The following is a 14,569-nucleotide window of genomic DNA, read 5'->3' as shown; positions in this document are numbered from 1 at the left end:
ATGAAACACATATTTATAGCGCTATTCTTAACAAGCTTTCAACTGTTATTTGCTCAAGATGACACAATTTTAAACCATGGCCAGAATTTAATTTATGAAAATAAATTAGATGAAGCATTGTCTTATTATACAGAACACCTAAAAGAACGTACCACTAAAGAAGATGAAATACATTTTCTTTTAGGTCTGGCAGATATCTATAAACTTAAGTTAGATTATGATATGGCCAATACCTATTACATTCAGGCATTTGAAGCGATTAATTTAACTAATAATAAGCAACTAAAGTTTTTGTACCATGTGAAAATGGCAGAATTTTATCGCAAAAGAATCTTGTTTACTGATGCAGTAAAACATTTAGATATTGCGACATCAATATTAAAACACCATAAAATAGAAGATCGTTACTTAGCAAAATATTATGGTAGAAAAGCGGCATTGTTTACCGAGTATTTTTTTATACCTGACTCTACACTATTGTACGCTAAAAAAGGACTTCAACTTTCAAAAAAAATAAACGATAAGGATGGCATATTTTATTCTTCGCTTGAAATATCTGGAGTTTATGAAAATAAAAAGGATTATAAGAAAACCATAGACTATCTCGAAGACCTAATATCCTTTGCCGAAAAAAACAATTTAATTCAGAATAAAGTAGATGCGTATATTAATTATACTAGAGTTTTAATAAAAGATAAACAGTATAATAAAGCCTTAGAAGAGTGTTTAAAAGCTTTGAGTTTTGCCAAAGAGAATGAATTGTTTTATGGAGAAATTCTTTTTGTTGATAATATTAGGAATATCTATGAAAAATTAGGTAATACGACAAAAGCCTATGAATATTTAGAGCTCAGATTAGATCTTACAGATGCCTATTATAAAATAGAACACAGTAAATTTCTTTTTGAACTTGAAGAGAAATATAAATTGACAGAAAAAGAAAACCAAATAAAGATTAGTAATCTAGAAATTGAAAACCAAAATAAGGCGTTAGCATCCAATAAAGCAAAATTAATTATAAGCATTGGATTACTTTTAGCGGCAATAGGTTTATCACTTTTAATTGCTTATTTCTTAAAAAAGGAGAAAAAAAGTAATAAGGAACTGCATAGCTTATCTCAAGAAAATGAGTTTTTATTAAGTGAAGCCAACCATCGTATCAACAATAATTTACAATTGGTAGTTATTCTTATTTCAGACCAATTGAAAAAATCAAAAAATCAAGAGAACTTTCAGCTCAAAAATATTTTGACGAAAGTAGAGGCCATTTCAACATTACATCAACACCTCTACAAAAACAACGACAAGAAGAAAATTGATATACAGAATTATCTCCATGATGTCATGGCTTCTTTTTTTGAAGTCTTTAAGGATAATAAGATTAAAACAAATATAAATATCCAGTCTGTAGAAATTTCCACAGATTATGCCATGTACTATGGATTGCTGCTTACAGAATTATTTATAAATTCAATAAAACACGCCTTTTCTCCACAAGATAACAAAACCATAATTTTTGAATTAACCAAACAGAAAAACACCTTGTATTTTCAGTATTCAGATAATGGAACAGCAGCTAATAATATGAGCATAAAACCTAAACTCATAGATAAACTCGCTAGACAAATAAAAGTAGATTATTCAATTCAAAGCAGTAATGGTTTTAAATTTTCATTTTCACAACAGATAGCCTAATGACCAAAGAGCAACTTACAAAAATCCTTATTGTAGAAGACGAAATTATAATAGCAGATTATATTTCTGAATTATTGAAAGAAGAACATTTTAACAATGTGAAAATAGCAAATGATGCACAGACAGCTCGAGGTTTGATGACATCCTTTTTACCAGATATTATTTTAATGGACATAAACCTCAATGGTAAAAATACAGGAATAGAACTATCGGAAGCTAAAAACGAAAATGCTACAGTCATTTTTATAACGGGTCAACAAGATTTTGCTTTAATGAGTCAAGCGATAAGAACAAAACCAAATGGGTATTTAACCAAACCTATTAAGAAAGTAGAGGTTATAGCAGCAATTAGTTTGATAGCTCAAAAGCGGGAAACCCAAACGTTACAGATTAAAGATGGTTATGATATCGTTAATTTAGAGTATAACTCTATCAATTATATTGAAGCTGATGGCAACTATGTAAATATCTACACCACATCTAAAAAATATACGGTTAGGCAATCCTTGAATACAATTGTAGAACAGTTGCCAACCGATATTTTTGTGCAAACGCATCGTTCCTATTTGGTCAACAGAACAAAAATTCAACGACTTACGGCATCATCTGTTTTCGTAAATAACATAGAAATCTCGTTATCCAGAACATTCGCTAAACGGTTAAAATAACCTCTGAAATACAAAATAACGCGTTTCAACCCTTGTTTTGTGCATTTCATAGATAAATAATTAGGTTTGGACTACAATTATTCCTAACTAAATCTATGATTATGAAACAAAAATTACTTTTATTATTTGCAATAGTGTTTGCAACTTCAATTTCCGCTCAAACATTTTCTGTAGACGGAGTAAATTATTATGTTATTTCCTCGACTACCAATACTGTTGGTGTAACGTCGTCTTCAAGTTATGTTGGTGAGCTAGTTGTGCCTTCAATGGTTCAAAACGCTGGTGCTACTTACACTGTAGTTTCAATTTTAGATGCTGCGTTTCAGGGTAGTACAACGTTAACTTCAATTACAATTCCCAATACAGTGACTGAAATAAGAAATAACGCATTTCAGTTTTGTTCAAATTTAACATCCGTAGATCTGGGGAATTCAATTACAAGTATCGGACAGCTTTCCTTTAATGCGTGTTTTAATCTAACTTCTGTGGTTATTCCTAGTTCGGTAACAAATATTGGTAATAATGCATTTGAATTTTGTACTGATTTAACTTCGGTTACAGTCGAGTGGGCAACACCATTACCTATTACTAGCAATGTTTTTTTTGGTGTCAATATGGAAACGGCAACTTTGTATGTTCCTATTGGAACAGAAGGACTTTATCAGGCAGCAGAAGGATGGCAAGACTTTGGAGCAGTTCTTCCTCCACCACCTGCAACTCATCTCAATTTTGATGGTGCTAATGATTATATTGAAATACCAAACGAGTCTAATTTCGATTTTACAAATCAAATGACCGTAGAGCTTTGGATGAATTCAAGTGTAATGCCTCAGCAATGGGATGCTCTCGTGGTAAAAGGAGATGATAGTTGGAGGTTACATTTGAATGAATCAGGAACAGTAAACTTTACCGCTAGTGGTGTTGTCCCTACACAAGAAATTAATTCAACGACTAGTATTACGGATGGGAATTGGCATCATATAGCCGCTACATTAGGAGGTGACTCTATTAAGATTTATGTAGATGGTGTATTGGAAACTCAAGCTTCTGCTTCTGGGATTATTAATAATAATATTCACACAGTATTAATTGGAAACAATCCCATATATTCTGGTCGTCATTATACAGGTCATATGGATGATATCCGTATTTGGAATGTTACAAGATCAGCAGAACAAATAAATGGTTCAAAAAACTGTGAACTACAAGGTACAGAAACAGGCTTAGTAGCCTATTATAAATTCAATCAAGGTTTTGACGGAAATGATAATACAACGATTACAACTTTAACTGACGCTACGGCAAATGCAAACGATGGCACATTTACTAATTTTGCTTTAACCGGTACTACAGGAAACTTTTTAGCAGGTTCGCCTGTAACTACTGGTTCTATTATTCCAAGTGTACCTGAGGTAACTACACCAGTAAATTACGGCGAAGGCGATACCGCAACAGCTTTAGTAGCAACAGCTGGGACTAACGGAACAGGTTTATTATGGTACAATACAGAAACAGGTGGAACTGCAAGTACAGAAGCACCAACTCCAGATACATCAGAAGCTGGCTCAACCTCTTATTGGATAGCAAGTACAAATGAAAACGGGTGTGAAAGTGAACGTGTAGAAATTGTGGTTACTGTATATGGTCCTGGTCCTGCAACCCATCTTAATTTTGATGGAGTAGATGATTATGTTTCGCTAGCAAATACATATACCTCGCTAACCGATTTTACAATCGAGGCTTGGATCAAAACTGATAAAGACGGCATAATTATATTAAGTAATTCTGGTTATGATTCTAGTTTATTAGCAGTAAGTAATGGAAAGTTAACATATACAACTGGCAGACATGGTTATGGTGGGTTTAATCTTATATCTAATGAAAATGTTGATGATAATAATTGGCATCATGTAGCATTAACTACAAGCTCAATAAGTACAAATGGTGAAGCTAGCTTATATATTGATGGTGCTTTAGATGCTTCTGGAACATTTGGTATCTATACTGTACCAATGGGGTCTTTAACTATTGGAAGTCCTAGTACGTCACATTTTAGTGGTTCTATAGATGAATTACGTATTTGGGATGTCGTTAGAACAGCTACAGAAATTGATAATGCTAAAAGTAGTGAAGTTCAATGTACGGAAGCCGGATTAGTTGCATCTTATCAATTCAATAAAGGTATGCATGCAGGTGAAAACATTGGTATAAACACCTTAACTGATGTATCAGGAAATGGTAATAATGGAACATTGAATAATTTTGCTTTAACAGGATCGACTTCAAACTGGTTAGCTGGTTCACCAATAACTACATTATTAACTCCACCAGATGCTGATTCTCTTGTAGAATATGTGCAATATGATACAGCAACAGCACTAACAGCAACAGTAGGTACTAACGGATCAGGTTTATTATGGTACACAACAGAAACTGGTGGAACAGGAGAAGTTGAGGCACCAACACCAGATACATCAGAAGCTGGCTCAACCTCGTATTGGGTATCTAGTATAAACGACAATGGTTGCGAAAGTGAGCGTGTACAAATTGTAGTTACTGTTGAAGAAGTATTAAGTATAGCAGATAATGATCAGATGCAAAGCATCAAAGTGTTTCCAAACCCAACAAATGGTAACGTTTCTATTGTAATACCAAATGCGCAAGAATCAAAAGTGACCGTTTACGATATAAATGGTAGATTACTTATAAATAAGGTAAGCACGGACGCAAATTTTTCCATAGATTTAAATCAGTACCAATCAGGTGTGTATATCTTAAGAATAAATATCAACCAAAATGAAACTATAAAGCAGATCATAAAAATTTAATTAAAGTAATTTTAATCAATCGGCGATAACCTTTTAGGATATCGCCGTTTTTTTTTTTTTTTTTGGCTAAGGTGATCATCTTATCCTTATTTATATAAAAATCGAGTATTTTATATAATAGTCGGTCATTCACATACATAACAACGCATTTCACACCATACTATTGGTATGTTGTAGATATAGATTTAATTTTGATAGCCAATGATTATAGCATATCCAAGACTATAAATACTACATTGTTATTTATGGTTTTAGCAAAAGAGTATAAGTCAATTAAAAATTTTAGTTTTCATAATGGCTTGTATCTTTTGAAAGTATTACGAGGTTTGGGAAAATTTCGGCAAGGGTGATTAAGAAGTAGGGTTTTTAATCAACTAAGTTAAAGGTCGCAGTAATGCGACCTTTTTTTATGAATACAATAGAGTTTCCCCGTTATAATTCTTATTTTTAATGAAAAGACAATAGTTATGCTATCAAAAGAAACCGTACTCAATAAAATCCAAATTTTAATTACCAATCATTTTAGTACACCCGAAAAAGCTTTTGAGTTTTTTGATAAAGATGGTAATGGGAAATTATCAAAGTCAGAAATTAAAGATCTACTTCATGAAGCCGAAATAAGTGGTTTTATTCGAGGGTTGGTAAGTACAAAACTTATTGAAGGTTATGATAAAGATGGCGATAAACGTATTAGTTGGGAAGAGTTTAAGCTTGCATTTGATGAAATCTCAACAGATTAAAAACTTTAGAAAATCAATTTCTACATGCAATTTTTTCAAAACGAAATTAAACTTCAGCCCTTTTCAAGAGGTTTTCATTTAATTACATCTGAAGTCTTAAATGCAATCCCTGAAATTAGCCAGATTAAAATCGGTCAATTACAAGTATTTATTAAACACACTTCCGCAAGTTTAACCGTCAATGAAAACGCAGATCCAACAGTACGATTAGATTTTGAAAGCCATATTAATAACATGGTACCAGAAAATCAGCCCTATTATAAACATACCTTTGAAGGTGCTGATGATATGCCAGCACATATAAAAGCATCTTTAATGGGACCGTCTGTTCTAATTCCTATTTCAAATGGGAAACTAAATCTTGGTATTTGGCAAGGGATTTACCTTTGCGAACATCGAAATAGAGCAGGTGGAAGACATTTAGTGCTTACTGCTTTCGGCAATTAATTGTTCTAAAACCAGTTCTACACCATTATTATCGTTGGTGTCGGTTTCAAAATTAGCAACGGCTTTTACATCAGGATGTGCATTGGCCATAGCATAACTATATTCAGCACATTTCAGCATTTCTAAATCGTTATTAAAATCACCAAACACCATAGTTTCAGATGGTTTTACACCGAGTTCTTTTTGCAAAAATGTAAGCGCCTTACCTTTATTAGTAATGGCTTCTGAAATATCAACCCAATGATTTCCTGAAACTACAACATTGAGTTTGGGTTTTAAATGCTTTACATGTGGAAATATGTGTGCTTCAGAATTTGTCTGGTGGTATAAAGCTATTTTAATGATGTCATCTGTAATCTCTTCAAGATTATCAACAATGGTATATGCTGAATAATACTCAGAAAAGGTCTTCACCAATTCTTCTGATGCTCTATAAATATAGGCTTTGTGCTTTGTGCAAAAAATAGGGTAGGTGTTATCAATTTTTGTAACTAAGGCATATAGCTCTTTTACACGATTTGGATTAAGTACATTAGAGAGAAGTGTTTGTTCATTTTTAATTACTAAACCACCATTTTCTGCAACGATTATAATGTCGCTTTCAATAGTTTGAAGTTTTTTTACAATACTGTAATAAGGTCGGCCACTAGCCGCTACAAATTGAATATCTTGTTTCTTAAGATGTTTAAATAGATCAAAGAATTTAGTACTCACTTCGTGATTAGAATTGAGTAAAGTGCCATCCATATCTGTGACGACCATTTTAATGTCTTTCATAAATTGTATGTGTAGGTTGTATTCAAATGAGGTGAACTATAAAGCCGATGCGATACCAATAGGTTTCGGAAACATCGGCTATTTTGTTTTAATGCGAACCAACATGACAGCCACAAGCTTCTCGTGTAAAACTCTGTGATGCTTCATGCCAAGGAAATGCTTGATTATATTTATTATTTTCCCAATAGAATTCAGTACGCTCTTTGGGGTGATTACCTATTTCATTCATGGTTGCTGTATCGTATAATCGACCATTAATCATGGTATAAATGATACTTTCAGAATTTCTTATATTTTCTAGAGGATTTTTATCCATAACAATTAAATCGGCTAGCTTTCCTTTTTTAAGAGAACCAATGTCGTTACCAGCACCTATATAATTAGCGCCATTTATTGTGGCCGCTTTTAGAGCTTCAAGATTGGTCATTCCTCCTTGTTGAAGTGACCATAATTCCCAATGTGCTCCAAGGCCTTGTAATTGGCCGTGCGCACCAAGGTTAACTTTTACTCCAGCATCGCTAAGGGCTTTTGTTGTTTTTGAAACTAGAATATGTCCGTTTTCATATTCCTCATCAGGAACCATCATGCGATGTCTAGAACGTGAATCAACAATACCACGAGGTGTATATTTAAGTAGCTTTTCGTTTTCCCAAACATTGGTTTTTTGATACCAATAGAATTCGCTATTCATTCCGCCATAATTTACAATAAGTGTTGGCGTATAACCTACGTTACTGTTACTCCAAAGTTCAACAACATCTTTATAAACTGGTGCGACAGGAATATTATGCTCTACACCAGTATGGCCATCCATAACCATGGTAATATTGTGGTAAAATGTTGAACCTCCTTCAGGAACAACAAAAATACCTTCTTCGCGCGCAGCTTGTAATACTTGTTGACGTTGGTCGCGTCTTGGTTGGTTATAACTCTTTACTGATAACGCTCCAAATGCTTTTGTTCTCCTAATCGATGAACGCGCATCTTCAAGATTGTTTATGACGGCTTTAAAATCTCCTTCAGCTCCATATAGAATAAAACCTGTAGAGTAGAGGCGTGGTCCAACCAATTCACCTGCTTTTTGTAATTCGGAAAGTGCAAAAACGGTTTCAGAATGTGCAGAAGGATCATGAGAAGTCGTTACTCCAAAGGCTAAATTCGCATAAAATTGCCAGTGTTTTTGGGTTGTTAATCCGTATCTAAAACCACCAATATGGGCATGAGCATCTACCATTCCTGGCATAATTGTTTTTCCTGTAACATCATAAACTTTTGCATCGGAAGGTATGGTAACATCTGATGTTTGTCCAATGGCTTCAATTCTATTGTTTTCAATAATAATCGTTCCATTTTCAATAACATCATCTCCTTCCATAGTGATAAGTCGTGCTCCTTTTAAGGCAATTTTACCTGAAGGTTTATCCGTTTTGGCTTCAAGATTTATCTGAATTCCTTTTTCTACTAATTCAGCATCTTCGGTCGCTTCAACTGAATAATACTGGTTACCTAAAGTCCAATGCAAGGTTTTACTGTCTTGAGACCAATGAAGATTGATTCCGGCATCTTTAGATAACTGAGTTACTGGAACAAATTTACTTTTATCCGTAAAATCTAAAGTTTTTCCCGCTTTAGGCATTGGTGCCAAATACACCTTATGTAAATGCACAAATGCTATCCATTTACTATCAGGACTTGGAACTAAAATATTGCCGTGTTTAGATTTTACAAGGGTACGTTCATCAAAACCATTGAGGTCTACACTTTTTAATGTTTTAGTTAAGGATCCGAAAAACTGTCCACCATTTTGATACACAATTCGGGTATCATCCGCATTGAATCTAGGAAAATCACCTTCTTTTATAATAAATTTTGTGTTGCTACCATCACTGTTCATAGTATATAAACCAGGCTTCTTTGTAAAGGTTCTTCCTTGGTCGTTATTTCCACTTTCCTTTCGATAGACAATGTGTTTACCATTGTGAGAATAGGATGGATTGCGATAGATGCCTTTTTCTGAAGATAATTTTGTCCCAATTCCTCCATTTGCTGAAACTGAAAAAATGGCTCCAAGTTCTTCATCATTCCAAGTCACATAAGTAATTGTATTTCCATCTGGCGAAAATGTAGGTTCAAACTCAAAATCAGTTCCAGAAGTTAAGCGCTTCGCTTTTCCATTAGGTAGTTCTTGTTTGTACAAATATCCAAGCGCATTAAAAACAATAAATTTCCCATCAGGCGAGGTCGTTGCATGTCTAATTACTTTCGCATCAAAAGTATCTGGTGCAACAGGAGTATCAAATTCAACAGCTTTTGCAATTTTAATGGTAGCCTTAGCCTCAAATGGAATATCTGAAACTTGAAGCGAATTGATATTAATCTTATTAATTTTTCCGCCAGACCATATAATGATATCCTCATTATTAGGCATCCAATTGAAGTTGGTGTACACCCCAAAAATAGCCCATGCTTCTTGTTGGTCTTTATTGAGTGCGTCATAGACTGGCCATTCTTCACCGGTTTCTAAATCGTGAATAAATAAAACCGTTTTGGTACGAACGCGTTTTATAAAGGCGAGCTTTTTTCCATCTCTAGATACCTGAGGACGTGCTGCACCTCCTGGACCACCAGTAATTCTAATGGTTTTACCAGTTTCCATATCATAACGATTGATCACATAGATTTGACTGTTAGGATCTTTATTATATTGAAATGCTCCGCCAGGATACACATCTTCACTATAATATAAATATTTTCCGTCTGGCGATAGTGTTGGCTCGTTTACATCTTGTTGGTCATTTTTCTTTTTAGTGAGTTGAACACCACTACCACCTGTTTTATGATAAAGCCATAATTCGCCAGCACCTAAAGAGCGACCAGATGTAAAATGCTTTCTGGCAATAATATAGTTGCTGTCTGGAGTCCAAATAGCATTGTTTAATAATCTAAAACTTTCTTTCGTGACTTGCTTGGCGTTAGAACCATCACTATCCATAATCCATATATTGTCACCACCTCCGGCGTCACTCGTAAACGAGATATGTTTGCCATCAGGACTAAAACGCGGTTGAATTTCAAAAGGAAGCCCTTCTCTTAAAAGTTTGGCTTTACCACCATCACTGTCTATTTTGTAGATGTCGCCTAAAAGGTCAAAAACAATGTGTTTCCCATCTGGACTCACATCTAAATTCATCCATGTTCCTTCATCAGTAGACAATTTTAAATCCTTGAAATCCCAATCACCTTCAGGTTGTGATACATCCCATGTTTTGGCTTTGTCTTTATCTTGGCTAAAAGCATTGAAAGTAACAAGGAGAATGAGGGCTGTGATGAGTTGTATAAGTTTCATGTGATAGGTTTTTATAAAACGGTAAGTTAAAAAGAAAAAACGGTAATTCGTATACATATGAATGTTTGAAATCCGTTAATATTTAATTTTAAAGCATAAAAAAACCGATTCAAATGAATGAATCGGTTTTTTATAAGCGAAATGTTGTTATTAATTTGGCTAAAAGCCTACTTTACTTTGTTTACTATAGCTTCAAAAGCTTCTGGGTGATTCATCGCTAAATCGGCAAGTACCTTACGGTTCAAGTCAATATTATTTGATTTTAATCCTCCCATAAATTTTGAATAGCTCATTCCATGCTGTCTTGCACCTGCGTTAATACGCATAATCCATAACGAACGGAATGTTCTCTTTTTTACTCTACGGTCTCTGTACGAGTATTGCATCGCTTTGTCAACCGCATTTTTTGCTACTGTCCAAACGTTTTTACGTCTTCCGAAGTAACCTTTTGCTTGCTTAAGAACCTTTTTTCTACGGGCTCTCTTCGCTACTGAATTTACTGATCTTGGCATTTCTTTTAATTGTTTTTTGTAGTAGGCGGTCAATAATTGACACTTGCTAAATTCTTTTGCCTAACTCCAGGGTTTGTAATTTATTTTAACCGATTAAAACCGTATTACTTTAAACGTAACATTGTTTTAATATTGTCCTCATCTGCTTTGTGTACTAAAGCATCATGAGTCAATTTTAGCTTACGCTTTTTAGATTTTTTTGTCAATATATGACTCTTAAAAGCATGCTTTCTTTTAATCTTACCAGTGCCAGTTAGTTTGAAACGTTTCTTAGCACTCGATTTTGTTTTCATTTTAGGCATTTTGTCCTCTTTTTAATTTACGCTTCGCTTATTATCGTTTTGCTGAAATATCAGCATTTTAGTATTTTGTTTCTCAACAACTTATTGGGTGGTTGAGTGTAGTCGAAACTACTTTTTCTTAGGTGCAATGAACATAATCATTCGCTTTCCTTCGAGCTTAGGCATTTGTTCTACCTTTCCGTATTCTTCAAGATCCTGGGCTAATCTTAATAATAAAATTTGACCTTGTTCTTTAAAAACAATGGATCGTCCTTTAAAGAAAACGAAAGCTTTCAATTTTGCTCCGTCTTTTAAGAATTTTTCAGCGTGCTTCTTTTTAAATTCATAATCATGATCATCTGTTTGTGGACCAAATCGAATTTCTTTAACAACTACCTTAGTAGCTTTAGATTTTAACGCTTTTTCTCTTTTCTTCTGCTCGTAAAGGAATTTTTTATAATCCATAACTTTACAAACAGGAGGCTTCGCATTTGGCGATATCTCTACAAGATCTAAACCTTGTTCATCGGCTATGGACAATGCCTTTTTGATAGGATAAATCCCTATTTCAACATTATCTCCGACTAATCTTATTTCTTCAGATCTGATTTTAGAATTTATACGGTGTTTATCTTCTTGAGATACACGTCTTGTATAATTCTTTCTGTTTCTACGTATTGCTATGGCTTCTGTATTTTAAAATTAAACTTATTATTTAAAAGTTTTTAAACTTTTACTAACTCTATCTTTTACTATTTTTTTGAAGTCTTCTACATTAATTGTGCCAAGGTCTTCTCCACCATGTTGGCGCACAGTTATTGTATTATCCTTCTCTTCTTGCTCACCGACAATAATCATATACGGAAACTTTTGCATTTCAGCTTCGCGAATTTTCTTACCTACAGTTTCATTTCTATTGTCTGTGAGGGCGCGAATTTCGTCATTTTCTAGCGAAATTAAAACTTTTTCGGCGTATTTTTCATATTTCTCACTAATAGAAAGTATAATTACCTGCTCTGGCATGAGCCATAATGGAAAGTTTCCACCTGTATGCTCTAATAAAATCGCTATAAAACGTTCCATACTTCCAAACGGTGCACGGTGTATCATAACAGGTCTATGCATCTCGTTATCACTACCTTTATAGGATAATTCAAAACGTTCAGGTAAATTATAATCTACCTGAATGGTTCCTAATTGCCATTGTCTACCAAGGGCATCCTTCACCATAAAGTCAAGTTTTGGACCATAAAAAGCAGCTTCGCCTGTTTCTACAACATAATTTAAGTCTTTATCCTTTGCTGCATTTAATATGGCTTGCTCTGCTTTTTCCCAGTTTTCATCACTTCCTATATACTTTTCTGGATTTTCAGGGTCTCTTAATGAGACTTGAGCCGTAAAATTCTCAAAACCTAATGAACCAAAAACATATAACACTAAATCGATAACGTCTTTAAATTCCTTATCTAATTGATCGGGAGTACAGAAAATATGCGCATCATCTTGTGTAAATCCTCTAACACGTGTTAAACCATGTAATTCGCCACTTTGTTCGTATCTATATACAGTTCCAAATTCAGCATAACGCTTTGGAAGTTCTTTATAAGAAAATGGTTTTGTATTATAAATTTCGCAGTGATGCGGGCAATTCATTGGTTTTAATAAAAACTCTTCTCCTTCAGAAGGTGTAGAGATAGGTTGAAAACTATCTGCACCATATTTAGCATAATGACCAGAAGTTTCATAAAGTTCTTTTTGCCCAATATGTGGTGTTACTACCATTTCGTAACCTGCTTTCTTTTGAGCAGCTTTCAAAAAGTTCTCTAAGCGTTCTCTTAAAGCAGCTCCTTTAGGTAACCAAAGCGGTAAACCCTGTCCAACTTTTTTAGAAAATGTAAAAAGCTCTAATTCTTTACCTAACTTTCTATGATCTCTTTTTTTAGCTTCTTCTAATAAATGAAGGTATTCCGTTAGTTCTTTTTGCTTAGGGAACGAAATACCATAAACTCTAGTCAATTGCTTATTGTTTTCATCACCTTTATAATAAGCACCAGCGACACTTAAGATTTTAACGGCTTTTATAATCCCTGTATTCGGAATATGACCACCACGACAAAGATCTGTAAACGTAGCATGGTCACAGAAACTAATTGTGCCGTCTTCAAGGTTATCTATTAAATCAACTTTGTATTCGTTTTTACCTTTATAATAAGAAAGCGCTTCAGTTTTGGAAACATCACGCATTTTAAAATCGTGCTTACCTCTGGCGATTTCTATCATTTTAGTTTCAATAGACTTAAAATCCTTTTCAGAAATAGTGCCTTCTTCGCCTAAATCAACATCGTAATAAAAACCATTATCTACTGCTGGACCAACCCAAAGCTTTACTCCAGGGTACAATTCTTCTAAAGCTTGAGCTAAAACGTGCGCAGAAGAATGCCAAAAGGCTTTTTTTCCTTCATCGTCTTTAAATGTATATAAAGTAAGACTACCATCTGTGGTTATTGGAGTGGTGGTTTCAATAACTGTATCATTGAATTTTGCTGAAATAACATTACGTGCAAAACCTGCACTAATGTCTAAAGCCACTTCATAAGGTGTTACATCTTTTTCGAAAGATCTAACAGAACCATCTGGCAGAGTAATTTGTATCATTATATATAGTATAAATTTTAGCCTACAAAGATATATCTATATAAGGAATAGTCAAAGTGAAGTTTCTATAAATATATAAGTATTAATTATGGCGTTTTGTTTTCCTTAAAGAAGTAAAACAAACGGGCTATACACTATATCTTTTTGTAACACGTATTTGTTCCTATTATATTAGTATGGCAATTGTCGTTATATTTAATAAAGGAAGCTTTTTTTACGAATACAAAAAGGATGCCGCTTCTATCCCTAACGCGACCATGAGAATGTCTATATGGTATTAAAATGGTTGCCGAAGTATATTGAAACGAAAAAACAATAAAAAAAAGTAATTTCTAAATACTTGAAAATATATCTGTTATAAGTTTTTTTAAAAATAAATTAAAATAAATCAACTAAAGAGTTGGTGGGAACGAAAAAGGGTTTTATATTTGCATCCGCTTAGCGAAATAGTGTTAAGCAAAAGTAAAGAAATAAGTTCATTAACATATTGAATTGACAGCGTAAAAATCAACTGGAAACGGTTGATTTAAAACAAGAGAATAGATCATTTAGAGTACTAGAATAATTCCTATTAGTTGTTAAAGATATAGTCGTAAGACTTAAAATTTAACGATGAAGAG

General features: G+C 33.8%; 11 protein-coding genes. 5 read left to right on the top strand and 6 right to left on the bottom strand.

The genetic code is table 11. From position 1 onward, the window contains the following. From ITJ86_RS15365 to ITJ86_RS15345, 5 genes are all read left to right on the top strand, one after another. Complete coding sequence (locus tag ITJ86_RS15365; protein WP_195872544.1) at positions 1–1,695, top strand: tetratricopeptide repeat-containing sensor histidine kinase; 1,695 nt, start codon at positions 1–3, stop codon at positions 1,693–1,695. Further along, entirely contained in the window at positions 1,695–2,363 is a 669-nt protein-coding gene (locus ITJ86_RS15360; protein WP_195872543.1) for a LytR/AlgR family response regulator transcription factor, read from the top strand. The genes ITJ86_RS15365 and ITJ86_RS15360 overlap by 1 nt, the downstream gene beginning before the upstream one ends. 101 nt (positions 2,364–2,464) lie before the next feature. Continuing rightward, a complete protein-coding gene (locus ITJ86_RS15355) occupies positions 2,465–5,191 on the top strand; it encodes a LamG-like jellyroll fold domain-containing protein (RefSeq protein WP_195872542.1) in 2,727 nt (908 codons plus the stop codon). Between the two features lie 467 nt (positions 5,192–5,658). Then, positions 5,659–5,931, top strand: coding sequence for an EF-hand domain-containing protein (locus tag ITJ86_RS15350; protein ID WP_195872541.1), 273 nt, complete (start codon positions 5,659–5,661; stop codon positions 5,929–5,931). A gap of 24 nt (positions 5,932–5,955) precedes the next feature. Beyond that, positions 5,956–6,378: a secondary thiamine-phosphate synthase enzyme YjbQ gene (locus ITJ86_RS15345; protein ID WP_195872540.1), complete on the top strand. Its 423-nt coding sequence runs from the start codon at positions 5,956–5,958 to the stop codon at positions 6,376–6,378. Here ITJ86_RS15345 and ITJ86_RS15340 read toward each other — a convergent pair. From ITJ86_RS15340 to thrS, 6 genes are all read right to left on the bottom strand, one after another. Further along, entirely contained in the window at positions 6,352–7,155 is an 804-nt protein-coding gene (locus tag ITJ86_RS15340; protein WP_195872539.1) for an HAD family hydrolase, read from the bottom strand. The two genes, ITJ86_RS15345 and ITJ86_RS15340, sit on opposite strands and share 27 nt — an antisense overlap. Positions 7,156–7,243: 88 nt before the next feature. Next, a complete protein-coding gene (locus tag ITJ86_RS15335; protein WP_195872538.1) occupies positions 7,244–10,501 on the bottom strand; it encodes an amidohydrolase family protein in 3,258 nt (1,085 codons plus the stop codon). A 167-nt stretch (positions 10,502–10,668) separates the two neighbouring features. Next, positions 10,669–11,013: a 50S ribosomal protein L20 gene (gene rplT, locus ITJ86_RS15330; RefSeq protein ID WP_195872537.1), complete on the bottom strand. Its 345-nt coding sequence runs from the start codon at positions 11,011–11,013 to the stop codon at positions 10,669–10,671. A gap of 104 nt (positions 11,014–11,117) precedes the next feature. Then, a complete protein-coding gene (gene rpmI / locus ITJ86_RS15325; RefSeq protein ID WP_040279932.1) occupies positions 11,118–11,315 on the bottom strand; it encodes a 50S ribosomal protein L35 in 198 nt (65 codons plus the stop codon). Positions 11,316–11,423: 108 nt separating this feature from the next. Then, positions 11,424–11,972 (bottom strand): translation initiation factor IF-3, encoded by a 549-nt coding sequence (gene infC, locus ITJ86_RS15320; protein WP_195872590.1) that lies wholly within the window; start codon positions 11,970–11,972, stop codon positions 11,424–11,426. Between the two features lie 33 nt (positions 11,973–12,005). Continuing rightward, positions 12,006–13,949 (bottom strand): threonine--tRNA ligase, encoded by a 1,944-nt coding sequence (gene thrS, locus ITJ86_RS15315; RefSeq protein WP_195872536.1) that lies wholly within the window; start codon positions 13,947–13,949, stop codon positions 12,006–12,008. Positions 13,950–14,569: the final 620 nt, after the last annotated feature.

It is taken from the genome of Winogradskyella marina (assembly GCF_015645385.1).
GTDB lineage: Bacteria > Bacteroidota > Bacteroidia > Flavobacteriales > Flavobacteriaceae > Winogradskyella > Winogradskyella marina.
Note: the sequence above shows the minus strand (reverse complement) of the source record. Positions and strands in the feature narration are given on the sequence as shown.

Bases quoted from the DNA above. Each gene is read 5' to 3' on its own strand.
- ITJ86_RS15365 (WP_195872544.1), top strand. From the start codon at position 1: ATGAAACACATATTTATAGCGCTATTCTTAACAAGCTTTCAACTGTTA.
- ITJ86_RS15360 (WP_195872543.1), top strand. From the start codon at position 1,695: ATGACCAAAGAGCAACTTACAAAAATCCTTATTGTAGAAGACGAAATT.
- ITJ86_RS15355 (WP_195872542.1), top strand. From the start codon at position 2,465: ATGAAACAAAAATTACTTTTATTATTTGCAATAGTGTTTGCAACTTCA.
- ITJ86_RS15350 (WP_195872541.1), top strand. From the start codon at position 5,659: ATGCTATCAAAAGAAACCGTACTCAATAAAATCCAAATTTTAATTACC.
- ITJ86_RS15345 (WP_195872540.1), top strand. From the start codon at position 5,956: ATGCAATTTTTTCAAAACGAAATTAAACTTCAGCCCTTTTCAAGAGGT.
- ITJ86_RS15340 (WP_195872539.1), bottom strand. From the start codon at position 7,155: ATGAAAGACATTAAAATGGTCGTCACAGATATGGATGGCACTTTACTC.
- ITJ86_RS15335 (WP_195872538.1), bottom strand. From the start codon at position 10,501: ATGAAACTTATACAACTCATCACAGCCCTCATTCTCCTTGTTACTTTC.
- rplT (WP_195872537.1), bottom strand. From the start codon at position 11,013: ATGCCAAGATCAGTAAATTCAGTAGCGAAGAGAGCCCGTAGAAAAAAG.
- rpmI (WP_040279932.1), bottom strand. From the start codon at position 11,315: ATGCCTAAAATGAAAACAAAATCGAGTGCTAAGAAACGTTTCAAACTA.
- thrS (WP_195872536.1), bottom strand. From the start codon at position 13,949: ATGATACAAATTACTCTGCCAGATGGTTCTGTTAGATCTTTCGAAAAA.